Source organism: Sphingobium lactosutens (assembly GCF_013393185.1).
In the GTDB taxonomy this organism is placed as follows: Bacteria; Pseudomonadota; Alphaproteobacteria; order Sphingomonadales; family Sphingomonadaceae; genus Sphingobium; species Sphingobium lactosutens_A.
In genome coordinates this window covers 111,199-129,535 of the sequence record NZ_QJQX01000084.1, presented here as the reverse complement: position 1 = coordinate 129,535, position 18,337 = coordinate 111,199, and the positions used below count along the sequence as shown (strand labels likewise).

The 18,337-nt window shown below is 59.7% G+C and carries 13 protein-coding genes and 1 pseudogene; 3 read left to right on the top strand and 11 right to left on the bottom strand.

The window, feature by feature from the left end; genetic code table 11:
* Positions 1 to 824 (bottom strand): annotated as a pseudogene (locus tag DM806_RS25760) (acyl-CoA dehydrogenase family protein); the annotation flags it as partial.
* Positions 825 to 1,189: 365 nt separating this feature from the next.
* On the opposite strand from DM806_RS25760, the gene DM806_RS25755 reads away from it, so the two are divergent.
* Positions 1,190 to 2,350: an acyl-CoA dehydrogenase family protein gene (locus DM806_RS25755; protein ID WP_179045997.1), complete on the top strand. Its 1,161-nt coding sequence runs from the start codon at positions 1,190 to 1,192 to the stop codon at positions 2,348 to 2,350.
* Positions 2,351 to 2,947: 597 nt separating this feature from the next.
* On the opposite strand, the gene DM806_RS25750 is transcribed toward DM806_RS25755, so the two are convergent.
* Both DM806_RS25750 and DM806_RS25745 read right to left on the bottom strand, forming a co-directional pair.
* A complete protein-coding gene (locus DM806_RS25750) occupies positions 2,948 to 4,606 on the bottom strand; it encodes a M20/M25/M40 family metallo-hydrolase (RefSeq protein ID WP_179045996.1) in 1,659 nt (552 codons plus the stop codon).
* On the bottom strand, positions 4,512 to 7,880 hold the full coding sequence (locus DM806_RS25745; protein WP_179045995.1) for a TonB-dependent receptor: 3,369 nt from the start codon (positions 7,878 to 7,880) through the stop codon (positions 4,512 to 4,514). The genes DM806_RS25750 and DM806_RS25745 overlap by 95 nt, the downstream gene beginning before the upstream one ends.
* 194 nt (positions 7,881 to 8,074) lie before the next feature.
* Between DM806_RS25745 and DM806_RS25740 the strand changes: the two genes are divergently transcribed.
* Positions 8,075 to 8,668 (top strand): RNA polymerase sigma factor, encoded by a 594-nt coding sequence (locus DM806_RS25740; protein WP_179045994.1) that lies wholly within the window; start codon positions 8,075 to 8,077, stop codon positions 8,666 to 8,668.
* Positions 8,586 to 9,614 carry a FecR family protein gene (locus tag DM806_RS25735; protein WP_179045993.1) on the top strand — a complete coding sequence of 343 codons (1,029 nt, stop codon included), beginning with the start codon at positions 8,586 to 8,588 and terminating at the stop codon, positions 9,612 to 9,614. Before DM806_RS25740 ends, DM806_RS25735 begins: the two co-directional genes overlap by 83 nt.
* Positions 9,615 to 9,679: 65 nt before the next feature.
* On the opposite strand, the gene DM806_RS25730 is transcribed toward DM806_RS25735, so the two are convergent.
* The 8 genes from DM806_RS25730 to DM806_RS25695 form a co-directional block, all read right to left on the bottom strand.
* Positions 9,680 to 10,864: a PepSY-associated TM helix domain-containing protein gene (locus DM806_RS25730; RefSeq protein WP_256869500.1), complete on the bottom strand. Its 1,185-nt coding sequence runs from the start codon at positions 10,862 to 10,864 to the stop codon at positions 9,680 to 9,682.
* A gap of 2 nt (positions 10,865 to 10,866) precedes the next feature.
* A complete protein-coding gene (locus DM806_RS25725) occupies positions 10,867 to 12,894 on the bottom strand; it encodes a TonB-dependent siderophore receptor (protein WP_372859777.1) in 2,028 nt (675 codons plus the stop codon).
* A 411-nt stretch (positions 12,895 to 13,305) separates the two neighbouring features.
* Positions 13,306 to 14,493 (bottom strand): GNAT family N-acetyltransferase, encoded by a 1,188-nt coding sequence (locus DM806_RS25720; protein WP_256869499.1) that lies wholly within the window; start codon positions 14,491 to 14,493, stop codon positions 13,306 to 13,308.
* Positions 14,490 to 15,326, bottom strand: coding sequence for a cupin-like domain-containing protein (locus DM806_RS25715; RefSeq protein ID WP_179045991.1), 837 nt, complete (start codon positions 15,324 to 15,326; stop codon positions 14,490 to 14,492). The genes DM806_RS25720 and DM806_RS25715 overlap by 4 nt, the downstream gene beginning before the upstream one ends.
* A 125-nt stretch (positions 15,327 to 15,451) precedes the next feature.
* Positions 15,452 to 15,613, bottom strand: a complete 162-nt coding sequence (locus tag DM806_RS27495) for a hypothetical protein (RefSeq protein WP_179045990.1) — start codon at positions 15,611 to 15,613, stop codon at positions 15,452 to 15,454.
* A 454-nt stretch (positions 15,614 to 16,067) separates the two neighbouring features.
* A complete protein-coding gene (locus tag DM806_RS27490) occupies positions 16,068 to 16,124 on the bottom strand; it encodes a hypothetical protein (RefSeq protein ID WP_372859790.1) in 57 nt (18 codons plus the stop codon).
* 502 nt (positions 16,125 to 16,626) lie between these two features.
* On the bottom strand, positions 16,627 to 17,988 hold the full coding sequence (locus DM806_RS25700; protein ID WP_372859775.1) for an MFS transporter: 1,362 nt from the start codon (positions 17,986 to 17,988) through the stop codon (positions 16,627 to 16,629).
* 59 nt (positions 17,989 to 18,047) lie between these two features.
* A complete protein-coding gene (locus DM806_RS25695; protein WP_218647662.1) occupies positions 18,048 to 18,293 on the bottom strand; it encodes a hypothetical protein in 246 nt (81 codons plus the stop codon).
* Positions 18,294 to 18,337 lie beyond the last annotated feature (44 nt).

Sequence of the window (18,337 nt, the reverse complement as noted above, 5' to 3'; positions counted from 1 at the left end):
TCAGTTCCCCAACGCTGCGCGACCGGCGGCGATCAATATTGTATCGCTCTGTGGCGAGTGGATGCGGCTGCACAGAACGTCCCGATAATGCCGCTCCAACGGATTCTTCCGGCTGATCCCCCGGATTGCCGGTCAGTTCCAGCCCGATCTCCACCGCCCTGATCGCATTGGCGGTCGTGAGATATTTGATAATATTGGATTCCACCGAACTTCTCCTGCACGCGTGGCAAGGTGGCGAGAGACGCGGCCAAGTTGGTGGGCATGCGGTCGTTGAGATAGGCACGCAGCCAATCGCGCGTAGCCCGCGCCACGCCATCATAGATGGTCGAGATGGACAGCGCGTTCCAGATGGCGAGGCTGGGATCACCCGCCCCGGCCGCCCGTTGTTCGGGACGGCAGATATCGACGGCATGGTCAAATGGCGTCGGCGTGTCCGCGAGGTGAACCGCATGGCTGACCGTCGCCCGCATGCCCAGTTGATCCCAGACCGGCTCTATGGTGATACCCAGACTGTCCGATCGGACGAGGAAATTGCCGACGCGCGGATTATCCTCGTCGGTCTTCGCCCAGACCGAAAACCAGTCGAGTCCAGTCGAACCGGTCGAATAGATTTTCGTGCCACTGAGCGCCCAGCCGTCCGCCGTCCCCCTTGCGATCGTGGCCGGCAAGCCGCCACGAACGGGCGTGCCCAGTTCCGGCTCGACACGCAGCCCGCCGATCAGTCCCCGGCCCGCAATGGCCTCACGCGCCAGCCGCTCATAAATATGCGACTGCCACCCCTGCGCCCTCGCCGGACTGGCATGATAATGATAGGTCATCATTATGCTAGCTCAGGACCACGCCAAAAGCCCTGCCAAAAGTGGCGGATTTCCGTCGCTTTTGAAAGCCTGCCGAACCGGCATCATCATTTCAAGAGAAATCGCGATAAAAGTTGCGATAAACATGCTCGCCCGCTCCAGCCATGATGTTGCTACCTCTAACGCTGATGCTGATGCTGACGTTAGCGGATCAAGGGTTGGAGCATGGAGTATACCGGACTGCACGCACTCACATCTGAATTTTTCTCAAGCAATAGACTAAACAATTCAATTGTGCGCATGGAGAAACGGCTCCAAGCCCGCACTGCAAGGCGGTATTGGTTGTAACCGTCGGCGGCAGGTTCCACTTTCAACAAAGCGCTGGAAAAACAATGGCGACAGCACACGACTTAAGGCCCACTGCTGTTTCAGATGACGTGCTGGCCACTCTACGTGAGCGTTTCGGTAGTATCGCCGCCGATCATGACCGTGATGCTTCCTTTCCTTTCGCAAATTTTTCCGCCCTGCACGACCATGGATTGTTGGCCCTAACCATCGCGCCCGAAAAGGGCGGCCGCGGAGCGGGACTTGCAGAGGCAAGCCGCGTTGTACGCGAGATTGCGAAGGGGGATCCTTCAACAGCTCTTGTACTCATAATGCAGTATCTGACTCATGCTGGCGTGCGTGGGAGAGACCGCTGGCCCTCACATCTGCGCCGCCGTATCGAGGCTGAAGCGGTGTCTCGCGGAGCGCTTGCGAATGCGTTGCGTGTCGAGCCGGAACTCGGAACGCCTTCACGCGGAGGTTTGCCCGCTACCACGGCTAGACGTCACGGAGACGGCTGGCGAATTTCTGGTCACAAGCTCTTCTCTACCGGGAGTCCGATCCTTAGCTACATGATAGTCTGGGGGCGGACGGAGGGCGACGATCCGCTGGTCGGCTATTTCCTAGTGCCGGCAGACAGCCCCGGCATACGCATTGAAGAAACTTGGAACCACGCGGGGATGCGCGCCAGCGGCAGCCACGACGTTATTCTGAATGACGTGGCAATTCCACTCGACCATGCTGTGGACTTAAGACGGCCTGAGGAGTGGAACGAGGACAGTTCGCTTCAGATCGCGTGGATGGTAGGTCTTCTGGGAAACCTCTATGATGCGGTGGCGCATCAGGGGCGTGACTGGTTCGCCGAGTTTGCGCGCTCCCGCGTACCTACCAATCTGGGTGCACCGCTCTCGTCACTTTATCGGTATCAGGAACTGTTGGGCCGCATCGATGCTCTCCTACTTAACAATAGGATACTGCTGCAGGACCTAATTCGTCGTACTGAGGAAGGGGCGCCGCCGCCTGCGTCGGAGGCGCAGCTCCTTAAATACCTCATCACTGGTAACGCCATCGATGCCGTTGCACTGGCGGTAGAGGCCACCGGCAATCCAGGGCTAACCCGCAATAATCCGCTGGAGCGCCATTATCGAGATGTCCTCTGCAGCCGCGCCCATGCCCCGCAAAATGATGCAGTCCTGACCCATGCTGGGCGCATCGGCTTCAGTCAGTAGGCCCTTACGGCCCGTGACCCATGCCAGTTGCTATTTGGCGCGCATCAGCGATCTGGTGGGCCCGGCGACTCCTAAAGAATTGTTATAAAACACTGATTTTACTATGACATATATACATTCTTGGGTCGGACGGCGCCGGTACTCAAGTGTATCGGAGGTAAGTGTGCCTACAGCCTCTCGCTCGCCCGCTATCAATGTCGCAATTCAGAAACGCGGCCTGGTGGCACACTGCAACTCCTCTTAAGGGAGCATGCCCGTCTGGTCCCATAGGATCGTTACATCTAGAACACCTTAAACGAGATCAAAATCAGTGCTACGCAAAGCTGCCCCTTCCAAGCTGAACTCGAAAATCAATGGGTGAATGAATGGAATCGGTCGATGGGCGACTGGCAGCGATCTTCCTCTAACGCCGAAGATGGGCTGTAAGCCAATGGGCAGCTATCTGTTCCTGGCCCCGAAAACCCGATATCTGTAATCGGCCAATCTCGGGTGCCCAGAATGGAAAAGCGGACGGACCTCTCCTGGGAACGGAAAATCTGCGGCTGGGTATCTGGAAAGGATCGGTTGAGGCAGCATTACGAGCTGCCCCAAAAAAAATCAGTCAGCAAAATCGGTTGTAAAAAGAGTATATAGGCTCTTCACTCCTGACATGTAGTTCCCAAACCTGAGATTTTCATTGGCTGCATGCTGATTATTGTCAGCGTTCACCAGTGGTATAAGCAGGATCGGAACCTTGAGACCATCGGCAAGCGGTCTGGTCGGCACGCCACCGCCCATAATCGGAATGCGGACAGGGGCCTGACCGAACGCGTCGGTGAAGGCAGCCGCTGCCCATTTGCCCACCGCAGCGTCTAGCGGCGTCATGAGGGCAGGCATGCCGCCACCACCTTTGATCGCGGCAATCAGCGGAAACTTGCCGCGTTCTTCATCGGTCGGCTCACTCTCTACCAGATGATAGCCCTGTGCTTCCACCCACTTGCGGACAAGCGCGATCTGGCGCTCGGGCGGCGTACCAGGCACCGTACGGGAACTGACGCTGGCGGTTGCGAAGGCTGGAATGACGGACCGCCTGCTGCCCGGCTGCCCCGAGATCATCGAGGTGATGTTGAAAGTCGGATAGTTGATCGCTTCCTGATAATTGTCGCCGACCTTCTCGTTGCGCGCGATGCCGATACGGGCGCGAATAGCGGCCTCATCGTCCGGGACGGCCGCCAATATCTTCTTCATGGCCGGGCTCATGTCCACGCCGTCATAGAAGCCGGGAATGAGAACCCGGCCATCCATGTCGCGCATAGTCGAGAGAAGATGAGCGAGGGCAAAGCTGGGATCCGGCAGGAAATTGCCGAAATGCCCGCTATGGGCGTCATTATTGCCAGCAAAGACAGTAAGATCGAACCCCATGCCGCCGCGGTGACCAAAGACGAGCGTGGGCTTGTTGCTGGGATGCATGGGGCCATCCAGCATGACGACCGCATCGGCCTTGAGCAGTTCCAGATTATTCTGGACGACGTCCTTAAGCGTGGGCGGCCCGCCTTCTTCATGAGAATCGATGATGATCTTGATGTTGATCCCTGCCTTCTTGCCTTGCGCTTTAAGGGCATCCATCGCGGCCATAAGCATCATGATCGGTGCCTTATCATCCGCTGCCGAACGGGCGAAAAGTCGCCACTCCGGGTCGATCGGCCCTCCCTGGGTGATCTTCTCGATAGGGATGGGGGCAAGTTTACCATCGGCCCCTTCCTGTTTCAGCACCGGCTGAAATGGATCGGCCTGATCCCAGTCCTTTGGAAACACCGCCTGGCCGTCCATATGGGCGTAGAAGAGCACCGTCTTGCGTTTGGGAGAGGCGCCGGGTGCCTGCGCAAAGACCATCGGCGTCTCGCCATCGGGAAGTTGCCGTGCTTCAAATCCATGCCGTTTGAAGGCCGCTTCGACCCAGTCGGCATTCTTGCGCATGTCTGCGGTCGACTTATGCATGACGTTGGGGAGCTTCAGAAACTCCACGAATTCAGGCAGCATATGGATGGCCGCAGCCTGTGTCGCATCGCTTTCCCTGGGCGTCAGCGCAAGGGCGGAGCAGGGTAGCGTCGCCGCGATGAGGCAGGTCGACCAGAGTTTGCGTTTGTTGAACATAAGATTTCCCGTACTGAATTTGGCCTGATCAGAAGGATTTGCGAATGGTTGCATACCAGTAGCGCCGCTGCGGCTGATAGAGGGATGCAAGATAGCCGCTGGTTGCCAAAGGCGGCCGCTCATTGGTGAAGTTGCGGGCGCCAAGCTGGATCGAGGTCGTGCCGCCAAGACCGTCTTTCTTGAGCGTATATTGGACGTAGAGATTGCCGGTCAGTTGAGACTTCACGACATAGGGATTGGCATTCGCATCAAAGACCGTCGATTGTTCCACCGACCCGATATATTGGGTGAACAAGCCCACCTGCACCGGCCCCTTGTACCAGGTCAGCGTACCCGAGTAGCGCCAGCGCGGATGGCCGTCCTGTCGCACCAGGTCGGCAGCACCGGTCACGCCGATCGCGCCATTGATCTCACCGCCGGCGATAGCATCGAGCAGGGACTGCACCTGCGCCGAGGCGGATTGATAATATTTGATCAGCTTGGATGCGTTAAAACTCAGGGTGAAGCGCCCGACCGGGGTTGTTGGAGACGCGTAGTTGAAGCCGAAGTCTATGCCCTGCACGTCGAGCGGCAATAGGTTCTCATAGCGGGAATCGACATAGAGAATGTCTCCCGTCGGCGTGATGCCGGTGCCTGCATAGCGAGCGATATCGTCGGCCGTGGCCGCCGCGCGCACGACATTGGGGTTGCTGGAGCCATTCACCCGCGCGAGATAGTCGAGCGCGATCTCCGTGGAGTCCGAGAGGATGCCGACCGACCCCTTCTGTTTGATGCGCCAGCGATCAACGGTCAGCGTAACCTTACCAAGGCCGCCGGGCAACGGAGGCGTCAGCACGGCGCCGAGCGACCAGCTCGTCGACTCCTCCGGCTTGAGTTCGCTGTTGCCATCGCGGCGCTGCTGCACGGCGAAGCTTCTGGTGCAGCCGGAGAAACTGCTGATCCGTCCGGCGCGCAGGTCAGCCTCGCATTGAACATAGTCGGTAAGGCTGTTGACGCCCTCCGATACCGGGGTGTTGATGACCTCCAGATTGGGCGCGCGGAAGCCGCCGGAGATGGAACCGCGAAGCCTGATCCCATCAAGCAGATCCCAGAAGCCGGCAAGCTTGGGCTTGGCCACGTCTCCAACATCGCTATAGCGCTCGTAACGGCCCGCGAGCTGGAATTCGAGTGCATGGAACATCGGAATTTCCATTTCCGGCGTAAAGACCGGCACGGCAAGTTCCGCATATGCTGAAAAGACAGTGCGCTTGCCGTAGATGTCCGGACGATAGCTGGCGCCCAGGAGATCGCTGGAATAGCTGACGCCAGTAACGGAATCCACGAACGGCGTTGACCCATCCTGCAGGGCGTCGCGATCATCCTTGTAGGTCTCGCGACGAAATTCGATGCCCGCCGCGACGCCGATCGGCGCGCCCCAGATGTCGACGAGCTGGGCGTTCGATACCTTGGCGTCCCACAAGGCAAGGGTCGTCTTGTTGCGACGAGTCGAGGTGACGATGAAGCTGTCTATCGTCGACTGAGCTGATGGTGTCGTATCGATGCCGCTTGGATTGGCGGGATCACCGCCATTGAACGGATTATAGGCGTCGGCGGTTGTCCGGTTGATCGCGGCCTGGAGCAGGCTGTTGCTGATGGCGTCCCCGGAGTCCTTGACGGTCGCCTCCGAATAGAGAGCTGCCGATTCCCAGTCCCAGTTGCCCATTTCGCCTTTGAGACCGCCGAGCAGGCGGAACTGCTGATTGGTCACATTGACCTGGCGCATGCCTGCGTCACGGATCGAAAGGTTGACCGTCGTAAGGTTGAGACCCTCTGCCGGTGCATCAATGTCAGGCAAGCGATTGACGGAACCGACCGCGCTGAACGGGTTCCAGTAGGCGCTGGAGGATATGGTGATCGGTGTCGTGGCTAGCAGCGTGCCCGGCGTCGTGTAGCCCTTCGATTTTGCCCGATAATAGCCCAATTCACTGAAGAATTTGATGCTATCGCTCAATTCATAGTTGATGAAGGAGAAGACATTGAACCGCGTCGTCGACGGCGTCACCGTGATGTTGGGGAAAGACGCGCTGTTATCTGCCCGAAGATTGCGATCCGCCGCGCCGGTTATGACGCCATCATCGATACAGACGCCCGGATCTGTCGACAGGTTGATCTGGCAACCGGCATTACTCTGTGGCTGAATGTGGAAGACGCCAGCAGCGCTGGTAACCAGCGTGCCGTTTCTGCGCACAGCCGAACCATTTTGCGCACGAAATGCACCCCAGGACGAACTTGTCGAGCGGGTATCGAAGGCCGTGTTCCCCTCGAAAGCCGTGCCTTCGACAAAGGATCGCAGATCGTTGGTCGCGGTATAGTCCTGGTCGCCCACTTCCAGCGCCGTCCTGTGCGTGAAGTTCGCCATGAGGCTGATGTTGCCCCGGCCGCCTGCAAAGTCAGATCCATATTTGCCGTTGAGCTGGAACTCGCGCATACCCGTGCTTTCGGCGCCGCCATAGGTCGCATCCAGGGATAGCCCGGTAAAGTCGGTCGACAGGACATTATTGACCACGCCGGCGACCGCATCGGACCCATAAAGCGCCGCAGCACCGTCGCGCAGCACTTCCACCCGCTCTAGGCCGCCGACGGGCACCGCATTCACATTGTAGGTTAGCACTGGTGTACCATTGCTGGTCTGCGAGGTCGGGTGCAGCACCATCCTTCTGCCGTTCAGGAGAACGAGGGTGTTGCCCTGTTCAAGGCCACGCAGACTGACCGAAGCCACATCGCCCCGCGCGGCGTTGGGGCTGCCGCCGCCCAGCGTCTGCTCGTTGAATGTCATGTCGCTTGCCTGGGGCAGCGTGCGAAACAGATCGTTCGCGGACACGGCGCCCATGGCGGCGATGTCGTCCTTGCCCACGACGGAAACCGGCAGGGCGCCGGTCGTCTTCGCGCCGCGGATCTGGCTTCCCACCACCACGATCTCGTCTACCGGCGGGGACGGAGCATCATCCGCTTGCGGAAGCATTCCCACTGCGGGTTGCAACGCGGCAAGCTGGATCGGTCTAGCAAGCGTTAAGCGCGAGATCGCCATGGCCTCGCCCTTGCGGGCGGTAAGCGCGATGACCTTGCCCCGAATGGACGCGATTCGCAGCGGCGTGTCGCTCAGCAGGAGATTGAGAGCATCCTCGGCGGAAAGGGAGCCAGACAGTGGCTTCGACCTCAGATCCGCGACGCTCCTTGAAGGGAAGAGCAGTCGATAGCCCGATTGCTTGGCAAATAATTGCAGGGCATCCGATACTGACTGGGAAGGAATGTTGAAGCGATGATCTTCGGCATTCGCCTGAACTGTGGAACAGGCGAATGAAACGAAAGCGCAGGTCGCAAGTAGAGAATGCGAAGAAACGAGTGAACGGCGTCGCATGGAATGTGATCCCCCTGTTTCACCTCTCCATCTGTTGTCGTTCTTTTTTGCTCTCCCTTATTCTGACGGATGGCCTCACGGCTCCCCCCACAAGCCGGCCCAAAAATTATTGAATTTTTGTGACTGGACATCTGCCTGCGCAATCGCTTCCTTTCTGCACAGGAGAGGATCGGCTTTCCAACGGGGGACGAGACGTGAGCGATCCATCAGAAAAAATCCGATGGTTTCAGGAAGTGATCCTGCCGTACCAGGGGCTGGTGCGCGGCCGGCTGCGCAGAATCCTGCCCCAGCATGTCGACCTCGACGATATTCTCGCTGAAGTTCTCACTCGCGCTTACGCCGTCGATGACTGGCGGCAGATTCGCAATGGCCTTGCGTTCATGCATCGGATCGCACGCAATTTGCTGGTCGACCAGGCCCGCAGGGATGCCATCATATCCTTCGACTATATGGCCGATCTGGAAGATCTGGGCAAAACGGTCAGCTACGATGGCATGCTCAACGCGCGTGATGAGTTGAGACGACTGGAAAAGCTTGTGAAAAAGCTGCCGACACAGCAGAAGCGCGCTTTCATTCTCAGAAGGGTCGAAGGATATTCGATAGCGGATGTGGCAGCGGAGATGGGTTTGTCCGTCTCTACAGTAGAGAACCATTTGAGCCGGGCGCTCGCTCATATTGCCCGTGGAACGATGGACAGCGAAGATCATGACGTCGAACAACCTTCAACCGGACAAAGCGCAGCGCGAGGCGATCGAGGCCGAAGCCGCGCGTCTGGTCGTCCTGCTTGAAAGCAGCACTGATCCCGCCGACCGTGATGCCGCTCACCGCTGGATAGCAAGCCATCCCTACCATGCTGTCGCCTACGCATCCGCCGCTGATATCTGGAAGAAAGGCGAACGCATTCGTCTCCGGGGCGACAAACAAGGCCTGAGCGAAGAAGGTTCGATCGCAGACGGTGGCGAGGCGCCTATTCAAGCGAACGGCGTACCCGCTGCTCGCGCGCCCGTTCTGTCCCGTCGCGCGGTCACGACTGCCATGCTCAGTGCTGCAGCATCGGCCGTTGCCGGTGTTGGAATTGCCAGACATTTCTCTCTTTTTGGTGACCATCGGATCACGAAGAAGGGACAGCGCGAGATCGCCCGCCTGACGGACGGCTCTTCCATTTCCATGAACGGAGACACCAGCCTCGATGTCCTGATGGACGGAGACAGCCGCAAGGTCCGGCTGCTTCGGGGTGAAGCCATGTTCGACATTGCCAGGGATGAGAAGCGCCCTTTCTTCGTCGACCTTGGCGATAGTGAAATCACGGTGCTGGGAACCAAATTCAATATTCGGCGCAAGGAAGGTGTGACGGAGCTGGCCGTCACTGAAGGGGTCGTGCTGGTGACAAATGCAGGCGCTGCGCCAGTCAAAGTCCATGCCGGTTCATCGGCGCTCATTCAGCCAGGCATTGCCACGACGCTCATCCAGGATCACGCACTCGTACAACAGCGCGTGGCTTGGACCGAAGGATTTCTGGAATTCGAGGAAAAACCGCTTGATGAGGTCGTCGAGGAATTCAACAGGTACCGGACTAACCCGCTGGTCATAGGTGATCCCCGGATCGCGGGAACGTTGATTACGGGACGGTTCGGGCTTGGAGAAAGCGATGAATTCGTTCTGGCCCTGGAGAGCAGTTTCGACATTAGGGCTACGAAAGGGGGCAATGGATCAATTGTTCTGCAAGCGAATTAGCCATGTGCAGAATGTCCGCTATTGGGATGTCTCCTTCTTCCTTCGCAGATCTGATTTGGGTCGTTTTAACTGGCGCCGCCTATCGCTCCCGGCGTCAGCGCCAAAGCGAGCAGGATGAGGGCAAGACCGACATAGGCCCAGATGCCCATGCCCCGCCAAGCGAGTCCCATCGCGCCACCTTGCGTGCGGGAAGCTTTTGCAAGCCGCATGGCGTATATCATTGATCCGGTCACGGCCATGGCTGTCATTGCCGCTCCTAACAGGAACCAGAGGACCTTAGTCCAGATGCCGCCGAAAGTACCGAAATGCAGCGGGTCGGCCATTTCCGAGATGCGCTGATGCACGTCGAGGGTGCGACCGTCGAGTTCGGTGATGACCTTGCCATTTGCTGGATCGATGGCGACGGCATTCGCGCGATCCCGCACCAGCCAAGCGGAGGACTGGCCCAGCAGAACAACGCCATTGTTCTTCATGAACCGGATTTCGCGGATGTCGAGCGCGGGTTCCGTTCGCCGGGCGATGGCTACAAGTCGGTCCAGTTGCTCGCCCGTCGGTGTCGGGCTGGCGGCAACCTCTGGCAGTCTGGGGACGGCCGCGCTGCCGCCCAGCGTCTCCACCAAATACCAAATGCCCGTCAGCGCGATCAGGGCCGCAAACCACAAGCTCCACAGGCCCATCAGGCGATGAAGGTCTCCGGTCAGGCGGCGACCGTCGCCGCCGCGCGGCATGCGGAAAAAGCCACGCCACCATTTCTTGTACGTGACGACACCCGACACCAGCGACACCGCCAGCAGCAGCCCGAGCGAACAGACGAGCGGAATGCCGATTTTCGTCGGCAGCATCAGGTGGCGATGCACCTGCCGCAGGAAACGATGAACATTAGCCCAGCCATGCCGGCCCGTCACCTGCGCGGTCCAAGGATCGACATAGATGCGCTCGGGCGCGCCCTTGCCGTGATCGACCCAGGTTTCGACGGTGAACCACGGGTCGATCGGCGCATAGAGTGTCTGGAGCCGCGCATCGGGGGCGGCGCGGGCGGCGGCATCTGCCCACGCCCCCCAGGATGCGACCGGCTCGGCCCGTGGCGACACCCGCATGGCGGGCGTCACCAGCCAGTCGATCTCATGCGCGAAAACCGCGAGTGTACCGGTCGCGAGGATGAAGGTCAGGAAGATCGACAGTTTCAGGCCGATCCAGCTGTGCATCACCCACCAGAGCGAGCGGCCTTTCTTGCCCTGTGGCTTTCCCATGATCAGAAGCTGAAGCGCAGCTCAGCCAGGAAGGTGCGCGGTTCGCCGGGGAAATGGCCGCTCTGTGCCGAGAAGCCAGACGCAGCGTAGACCTTGTCGAAGATATTGTCGACGCGCAGCATCAGTTCGGCAAAGCCCAGTCGCTTCGTCAGCGACGCGTCGAATATGGTGTAGGGCTTTACCGCCTGGCCTGACAGGCTGATACGTTTCGACACATATTCGCCTCCAAAGGCGATAGCGGTGTCGATCACGGGCACCTGATAGCGGGTCCAGAAGCCAAGCTTGTGCTTGGGTGCGTTGGCGAAGCGGTTGCCGACGGCGTTGGTGATCGCCTGTCCTGCTATGGTGCCGGTAATCTTCGTATCGTTGAAGCCGTAATTGATGAGCGCCACCCAGTTGGGGGTGATGTCGGTCGACAGGTCGATCTCGAAGCCCTTGCTGGTCACTTCGCCGATCGGGCGCAGCTGGTCCTGGCCATTGACGGGCGGCAGGCTGGTATCGGCCTGAAGGATATTCTTGCGCACGATGCGATAGGCAGCGAAATTGGCTTGCAGCCGGCCATCGAACAGATCGGTCTTGACGCCGCCCTCGAACTGGTCGCCAGTCACGGGGGCGAAGGGACCGCCGGCGTCGATCGTCTGGCTCGATGCGCTCTGCGGCTCGAAGCTTTGCGACCAGCTCAGATATACGGAGACATCACGACGCGGCTTGAAGATCGCGCCGGTGCGGAAGGTTACGTCGTCATCGGTGTAGAAGCGGTTGCCCACCACGCCATCTTCAAACTTGTCGTAGCGCACGCCGCCCACCAGCATGAAGGCATCGGACAGGCTGATCTGGTCCTGCAGATAAGCGCCCTTGCGCTTGGTTCGGGTGTCGGTGACGGTAAAAGGCAGGAGGGCGGCCCGCGCCACGTCGCGCGCGCTGTTGGTGTAGACGGGGTTGCTGAGGCTGAGCGGAGTGACGCCTGCGCGCAGGATTCGGCTGCTGAGCACGCTGGTTTCATCATACCAGTCCGCACCGGTCTGAAGCTTGTGCTCCATGCCCAGAAGGTCGACGCGCGCGGTCAGATTGGCGGAGAAGGACAGGCCGTCGACGTCGCGAATTTGGTCTCGAAATTCGCGCGCGACAAGGTCGGCACTGCCCGCCACGAGGCCGCGCGGTTCGTGATATTGCTGCGTTTCGGTCGCCTTGAAATAGCGCACGCCCGCGTCGAACGTCACCCGATCGCCGATCGCGGTGGCATAGCGCGCCTGATAGGCCTGGGACTTGAGGTGCAGGAAGTCGGTCGGTTCGTTCGCATTCCAGCGGATATTGCCCAGGAAATTGCCGTCATTGTCGGTCAATATGCCGCGCAGCCGGTTGGCTTGCAGGTCGTTGTCATAGACCGTGGCCTGCAACGTAAGCTTGCCGCCCTCATTGGTCCTGATGGCGATCGCGCCGTCGCCGATCAGCGAGACATTCTTCGTGTTGATGCGATAGGGGTTCGACGCCTCGTAGAAGCCGCCAAGCCGATAGGTGACGACGCCGTCATCGTCGACGGGGCCGGACGCTTCGGCGGAGATACCGCGACGGTCGTAATTGCCGGCGGTCGCGACGAGCCGCATGCCGGTCTTGTCCTCCGGCGTCTTCGACACATAGTTGATGATGCCGCCGGGCGAACCGGGGCCGAAGAACAGGCCAGCAGGCCCCTTCAACACTTCGACCCTCTCGATGTTGAACAGTTGCGGCACGGAAAAGCCGATGAACGGGTTGCCGCGCATGCCGTCATAGAAGGACTGGTCCTGCCGGAACCCGCGAAAGGTGATGCCGGCATAGCTGAAGAAGCTGACGCCCGAGATGTTGCGATAGATGTCTGTCGCGTCGCGCGCGCCCTGATCGGCGAACAGGTCCTTATTGATGACCTGCAAGGCCTGCGGAATGTCGAGCGGATCCTGCGCCGCCTTGCCGACAGTGGTGGTTTCGGTTCGATAAAGGCGCTGGGCGCGGCCGGTGACGATGATCTGGCCGGCATCGCCTGCTTCGGGCGCCACGACCAGCGCCTCCTGAGCAGAAGCGACAGACGCGCACAGGCAAGCAGACGCCAGAAGCGCTGCACGAATGATGGACAAAACGACCCCCTATTATTCGACTCGCTAATGAGAGTTATTCGCGCTATCTATTTTAATCCAAGAATGCAAGCCAACGGCCATATGCAGCTTCGATTGGTCATCACAATGGGAAAGCGGACCGACCGCACCTGGGAACGGGAATTAGATGGTTGAGCGTCTTTTAAGGGGCGACGTCAGACGCTGGGCATGGGGCGGCGGGTTAGCGCCAATTGCCGATATCAGGAAGTCCAATTGCTTTGTCCGCAAAATGCCGTCGTCCAGCACTTCTTATGCTGACTGTGGAGGAGAGCGGCCGTTCGACCCTATCGACAAGGCCGCCGTCAGGAAACACACTTACCGCTTTAGTGGCCTGGAAAGATGGGTTTTGACCGCCGCATAGGCCGCCCGCGCCTTTATCAAGGCGTCGAAATGCAATCGTTGCCATGGGGAGCCGATCGCCACAGCTCCATCGATGATCCGCCGATTGCCGCGCCACAGCCGATGACAATGGCTCGCGTCGCGTGGCACGCACGTGTCGAAAGACAGGTCGGGCCGGCGCCTGATCCCATCGCTAATGTCCCGCATCAATAGCTGGCCGGGGGCATAGGCACGATAATCTTCATCGAAACTCATCTTGAAGCCATGGCCCCAGGTCATGGATTCGAACCAGCACGACATGGCGACCACGCGACTGCCAGCCGACAAGCTGCACAATCGCGCGCTGCCATTTGCGTGGCCGCGCGCAATAACAGTGCGGAACAACGCCTCCGTTGCCGCGTCGCGACTAAGCGCACTGCCCATGCGCCCCTTCCAGCCGGATGCCTCCATTGCCAGAAAGGCGTCGATCCAGGACGCGCATGGCTCACCGGGATCGAGCATCGTGACCGCAACGGGACCATGATCGCTCTCCAGTCGCCGCGACAGGCTGCGCAGTCGGCCTTGCGTCTTGGCGTCGCTGCACGCTTCGGCATCGTCGCCAGCACGATGTGCCGGGCGCTCGACGCACTGGATGGTGTGAACCGCACGACCTTCCCGCTTGCAACGGTCGAACAGCGCGGTGCTGACAGGATCATCCGCGTCGAATTTCTCGAAATGCAGCAATATCGCGCCACCCGCACGCGTATCAAGAAACGCAAGCAAAGTGTCCCAGAAAATATCGGCAGATTGCGCCGCCACCAATGGCGTACCCAGAAACTGGTTGGTTGCCGACCAACTGTGCCAGATGCGCGCAGGCCAGCGCCCGAATCGCCATTCGGCCATCAGCGGCATCACGCCCAGCCACGGCCCATGCCCATGGCTGACGACAGCAAGCAGGGCGTCACAGCCATCGTCCGACTGGCGTAGCGCGGCTTCCATGAACCAGTCCTGCGCAAATACGTTGGCGTCCCCGGCCTGTGCGGACAGCGCCGCCCAGCACGCCCGATCATGCGCTGTCAGGTCGGCATGACGCAACATGCGAACGATTGGCTGGCCGACATCTGCAACCGGCCAGTCATGGCGATTGCCCGCATGAAATATGCTGGCGGGGGACAGGCGGCTCATAACAGCCCCACCTTGCGGGCGACACGGCAACCGAGCGAACGCCATTTCGGCGTCTTTGGCCATGCGGGCAAGTCGCCGGCCGGCAACCCGCAACGGCGCAACAGCGGATTGATCTGCATGGCGGCCCCGACCGACTGGCTCCATGCGCTCTGCCAGGTTATCGACAGCGAAATGGTCGGCTCCGCGCCTGCCTTCACCCAATGCGGCGATGCATAAGGAATGAAAAGCGCATCGCCGGGCCGCAGCGTGTGAATATTCGCCTCCGCCTCATAGGCGTCGTTCCAGGGCAACATATTGTCACCCGCGCCATAATAGGCTTCATGCCGGTCCAACGGTAGCCAGGGCGCCATAGGGGGATAGGTCGCGAAATGCTTTTCGCCCGCGATCTGGAACAGGATATTATATTCGCAGTCGAAATGAAACGGCGTCAAAGTGCCAGGGGACGAAATGAAGATAAACCCTCTGACCGTCAGGCTCGGACCGGTCGCTGGAAAGATCGCAGGCCCAATCTCGTTCATCACCCTGTCCAGCAAGGCGCGATAGGCCGGCAATTGCTCTACGAAGCGGAGCATGACCCAGTTGCCGCTTGTATGGATTGCACGAATGACGCTTGCGGCATCGGCGTCGTCCGATCGGTCCATCGCGAATTCGCCGCCGTTAGGGGCGTTCGAAATCCGGCGCTCTACATATTCCGGTGGCAGTTCGAGCGCCGCCTTCGCCAGCGCCTCGATTGAAAGGAGCGGTTGATCCATGAGGCTGTGCCGGAGCATCGCAGGCGACTGGGGATAGGCACTGGCGAACGGGCCTAGACTGGATGAGGCGAGAAAGGTCATGGCGGCAATTCTTCAGCGACGACGGGGCGATGGCCTCAGCATTGCCGATGAAGGCTGAAAATCCAGTTAAATAGCCCGCGCTTGTTCTGGCGCATGCGTTATCTCATATATCACGCACTCAACCTTTAGACGACGCAAGGCAGAATATTCACATCTGGAAGTAGATCCTTGTAACCGATGATTTGTATGTCCTCGGCTTCCTTCTGCAGCCGGCCGCGCATCGCGATCATGGACACCGCCATGATGCCGACGGTAGATTTCGAAGCGGTCGGGCCACGGGATGCCATTTGCCACGCCCGTCTCATCTTCGATCGTGACGAACAGCATCCCCTTTGCCGAGCCGGAACGCTGGCGAAACAGGGTGACACCGGCCACCTCGATATTGCGCCCGTCGCAGATCGACCGTAGATCACCGCAGCGCACGCCCCTCATCGCAACAAACTGCGGCCGAAAAAAGCTCACCGGACGACCGCGCAAGGATAGCTGGAGAGACCGGTACGCCCGTGAGCTTGAATGTCGCCATAGCGCGACGTAGCTGGTCCGCCTAAGCCGGGGAGAAGCATGCGCCCACGATCGCGACCTTCATTGCCTGCTCCTGAAACAGAGGCACGCCGAACGTCTTCCAGCACCGCGTGCAACTCGGATTAAGGATTCCTTGCCCTTGCCGAGCCACAGATAGGGATGGACCACGTCGCCCTGGATTTAGCCACGCCGAACAACCGCGACCTCAATGACGAAATCTTAGAAACGGGCAGGCTCGATGCGGGGCAGTATCGACATCTGCGCACGGCTCTCGATCTGAAAGACGCCCAGCGTGTCCGCTTTTGGATCATGCCATAGACGCCCGGATCATTATCCTGAAGGTCGGCCGTGCCGCCCTTGACGCCCTTATGCTCCGTCAGCAGATTGCACGCCATGTGCATTCAGCCAGCATTACGAGGCCCTGCACGCCGACCTTCCTGAATTTCAAGACATCAATGTCATCTCCATCCCATTCAATGATTTGACGATCTTCCATCCGGACAGGCTTCATCGCACAAGATCCTCGAATCCGTCCTAGATGAGCACGGAGCCGCCAGGATGTTGCGAGACATGGCGCGGCGTACCGATCAGCTGGCGCGATAGTTACAGCGTCAGCTTCAGGCGATAATCATCTGCATTGAAATTGATGCTCTCATTCTTATCATCGGACACCGTCCATAGACCAGCCCTTAACCAAAACTGTGAGCATTTTGGTTAGGCCGCGACAGGCCAAGCGCCTTCCAACATATGCGAGCGCGCCGCGCGTCCGTTTACCAAGTCAAGTCCCCGCATCAGCGGCAAAGCGGCGATTCAGGATCGTTGCTGCTGCGGAAATGGCGCCCACAAGCAAAAACGCAATCATGAAACCGGCATAGGGGTCAGATGGTCGCGCTCCCAGTTCGAGGGCGGCGGCGGCGACGCAGATGCCGAGCGAAAGGCTGAGTTGCTGAAACGTCCCATAGAGACTGGTCGCTACGCTCATCTGCACTGGCTCGATATCGACGAAGGCGACTGCATTGTAACCCGTAAACAGGAGCGACATGCAAAATCCCGACGCGACCAATATCGCGACGATCGCCGCCAATGGCCAGTCGGGGCGGAAAAAGGCGCAACTGGCGTAGCCGATACTGGCGGTCAGAGTGGCCAAGGTGAGGCTGTCGCGATAACCGAAACGGCGGATGATAGCTGGGGCTATCGGTTTCATCGCCAACGCCCCGACCGCGCTCGCCATCATGATCGTGCCGGTCGTCGCCGCGGACAGGCCCAGGCCGATCTGGAACAGCAGCGGTAGCAGGAAGGGCTGCGCGCCCTGAGTGATCCGGGCCAGATTGCCCGCCGCCACCGATAGCCCGAATGTCGGGATGCGCAGCAGCGACAGGTCAAGGATAGGGTCGCTGATCCGGCGCGCATGGCGCAAATAAGCGAAGGTCAGAGCGCCCCCGCTGCCCAGCAGCAGCACGATGGCCGGGACGGGCAACGGACGGCTTGCCAGTTCGAAGCCGAAAATCAGACACCCCAACGCCATGCCCGACAAGATGAATCCCTTGCCGTCGAACCGACCTGGCTCATCATCCTTTAGCTGGGGAATCAGCATGAGCGAAAGGACAAGTCCCACCACGCCGATAGGGATATTGATGTAGAATATCCATCGCCAGTCCAGATAGGTGACGATCAGGCCGCCCACCGGCGGTCCCACGATCGGCCCGACGAGAGCGGGCATCACCAGCCAGGACAGGGCGGCGACCAAATCCTGCCGCGCGACGCTGCGCAACAGGACGAGGCGACCGACGGGAACCATCATCGCCCCGCCCAGCCCCTGGATGAAACGGGCCGCGACCAGCATGACAAGACTGGTCGACTGGGCGCAGGCGATTGATCCGGCCATGAAGACGGCGATCGCGCCACAAAAGATGGTGCGGGAACCGAAACGGTCGGCCAGCCCCCCGCTCGCGGGAATGAACACCGCGAGGGACACCAGATAGGCCGTCAGCGCGAGGCTGAGGCTGGACGCGGTCACGCCCAGATCGCGTGCCATGGCAGGCAGGGCGATGGTCAGCACCGTCGCGTCGAGTTGCTGCATGAACAGCGCAAAAGCGACGACCAGCGCAATGATACGGTAATTGCGGGGACGATCAGGCACCGGGCCGCCGGCCCTTGTCTGGAACGGAAACGATCAGGCCGACGGTTTCGGTCGCGATGCTATCCAGTCGGATTACCCGCGCCCGACATATCGCACATTGCGTCGTTACCAAGAACACGTCGCTCCAATCGTTGCGCAACCGAATCCCGGATCGGATCGCCCGCCAGAATCTTACGCCATGTATTATAGCTGATGCCAAATTGCATCATCAGCACGTCGCTCGTCTGGCCGCGCATCCCGGCCACCATATGATCCACCACATGCTGCGGCACCGGCCGCATCGTGGCGAGACGGGCATTGGTCATCGTCTCCTCCCTATAAGGTCGCGGGCGCGACACTAATGCCGCGC